Source organism: Microbacterium sp. (assembly GCF_036277215.1).
In the GTDB taxonomy this organism is placed as follows: Bacteria; Actinomycetota; Actinomycetes; order Actinomycetales; family Microbacteriaceae; genus Microbacterium.
On sequence record NZ_DASUNI010000308.1, the window covers coordinates 1 to 2,033 of the forward strand.

Below are 2,033 nucleotides of genomic sequence, written 5' to 3' on the forward strand. Positions count from 1 at the left end.
CTACGGCGACGATCCGCGGGGCCTCAAGTGCCCCCTGGGTGCGCACGCACGGCGCGCGAGTCCGCGCGACGCGCTGGACGGCGACGGCGCCGTCGACGTCCGCCTGCACCGCATGATCCGGCGCGGCACCAGCTATGGCCCGATGTTGCCCGAGGGCGTGCTCGAAGACGACGGCGTCGATCGCGGCATCATCTTCGTCTTCGCGGGCGCGCACCTCAAGCGGCAGTTCGAGTTCGTCAAGACCCAATGGCTGAACGACGGCATCTTCATCGGCGCCCCGCTCGAGACGGACCCGCTCGTGGGGCCGAACGACAGGTTAGGCAGCTTCACGGTTCCTCAGCGGCCGATCCGGCGCCGGCTCCACGACCTGCCGCCGTTCGTCGTCACGCGCGGCGGCGAGTACTGCTTCGCGCCGGGCCTGCGGGCTATGCGCTGGCTCGCGGAGCTCGACTCGTGACCCGTCTCGATCGAGAAGAGGGGAAACCCATGGCAACCACCGACCGTTGGCAGGCACTTGACTTCGGCCCGCCCCCGTCCAACGGCGAGGAACCGGAGTCCCCGGTCCTCGTCGACTACCTCGCCGAAGGCCGTGTCGCGCTGATCACCCTCAACCGGCCGCACGCCGACAACGCGATCACGACCGAGATGGGCGCGCGCCTCACGGAGGTCGTCGAGACGATCGCGGTACGCCCCGCCATCCGCGTCGTCGTCCTCACCGGAGCCGGCACGAAGGCCTTCTCCGTCGGCAGCGACCTGCGCCAGCGCAAGAACATGACCAAGGAGGACTGGCTGCGCCAGCGGCAGGACTTCGATCGCACGCTCTACACGGTCCGCCAGCTGCGCAAGCCGGTCCTCGCCGCCGTCAACGGCGTCGCGTACGGCGGCGGCAGCGAGCTCGCCCAGAGCACCGACTTCATCATCGCCTCCGAGAACGCCACCTTCGGGCAGCCTGAGGCGATGCTCGGCCTCGCCGCCGGGGGCGGTTCGCCGGCACTGCTTCCACGTCTCCTCCCTCCGGGGAAGGCGATGCAGATGCTGATGACGGGCGACCCGATCGATGCGCAGGAGGCATACCGGCTGGGCATGGTCAACGAGCTCCACCCGCCGGGCGAGCTGATGGACGCGGCGAAGCGGATCGCGGAGAAGATCGCAAGCAACTCGCCGACGGCGGTGCAGGCGGTCAAACGGGCCGTGCGCCTGGGCGAGGGCCAGCCGATCGAGCAGTCGATCGCGATCATGATGGACTCGCACTGGCGCTCCGCCGTCCATCCCGACCGCGTCGAGGGCATCGGCGCGTTCAACGAGGGCCGCGAGCCGACCTTCCAGGACGCCGACTTCTGATGTGCGCGGGGCATCCACACCGTCGACGAGGAGACTGAACCATGGCCGTTGCGGATGAGCTCGATCGGGCGCGCGCCGCGCTGCAGATGATCAACCCGGCTCCCTACAACGCCGAGGCGCCGCCGGAGGCCCTGCTAGCAGACATCACGCCGGTCGGGCTCCACTACGTGCGCAGCAACTTCGCGCTGCCGGCGCACGACGGCACTCTCGAGATCGGGGGCGCCGTGGAGAACCCGCTCACCCTGACGCTCCACGACCTGCGTTCGATGCCGGCGCACGAGCGGGCGGTGACCCTCGAATGCGCCGGGAACGGGCGGCTCGACACGAGACCGTTGCCGACCGGCGAGCCGTGGGGTGACTACGCGGTCTCGACCGCGAGCTGGACCGGCGCTCTCCTGCACGAGGTGCTGGAGCGCTGCTCGCCGGCAACGGACGGTGTCGACGTCCGCTTCGAGGGTGCCGACCACGGCGCGTATCACCTGACGCCGGTCCTGGCTGACACCGACAAGGACGACCTGACCTTCGAACGGGCCCTGCCGCTCGCCCTCGCGGCCGATCCCGCGGCGGAGATCCTGATCGCCTACGAGATGAACGGCGAGCCGCTGGGTCCGGACCACGGCGCTCCATTTCGACTCATCGTGCCCCACTGGTATGCCGTGGCGTCGGTGAAATGGCTGAAGCGGATCGACGTC

General features: G+C 69.8%; 2 protein-coding genes and 1 pseudogene. All 3 read left to right on the forward strand.

The genetic code is table 11. The annotated features are described in order from the left end of the window. Positions 1-457 (forward strand): annotated as a pseudogene (locus VFX99_RS15045) (peroxidase); the annotation flags it as partial. A 29-nt stretch (positions 458-486) separates the two neighbouring features. Further along, a complete protein-coding gene (locus VFX99_RS15050; RefSeq protein WP_329667106.1) occupies positions 487-1,341 on the forward strand; it encodes an enoyl-CoA hydratase/isomerase family protein in 855 nt (284 codons plus the stop codon). A gap of 41 nt (positions 1,342-1,382) precedes the next feature. Continuing rightward, a partial coding sequence (locus tag VFX99_RS15055; protein ID WP_329667107.1) for a molybdopterin-dependent oxidoreductase occupies positions 1,383-2,033 on the forward strand: 651 nt, incomplete at its 3' end.

Excerpts from the sequence above, each read along its gene's own strand:
- VFX99_RS15050 (WP_329667106.1), top strand. The coding sequence starts at position 487 with ATGGCAACCACCGACCGTTGGCAGGCACTTGACTTCGGCCCGCCCCCG.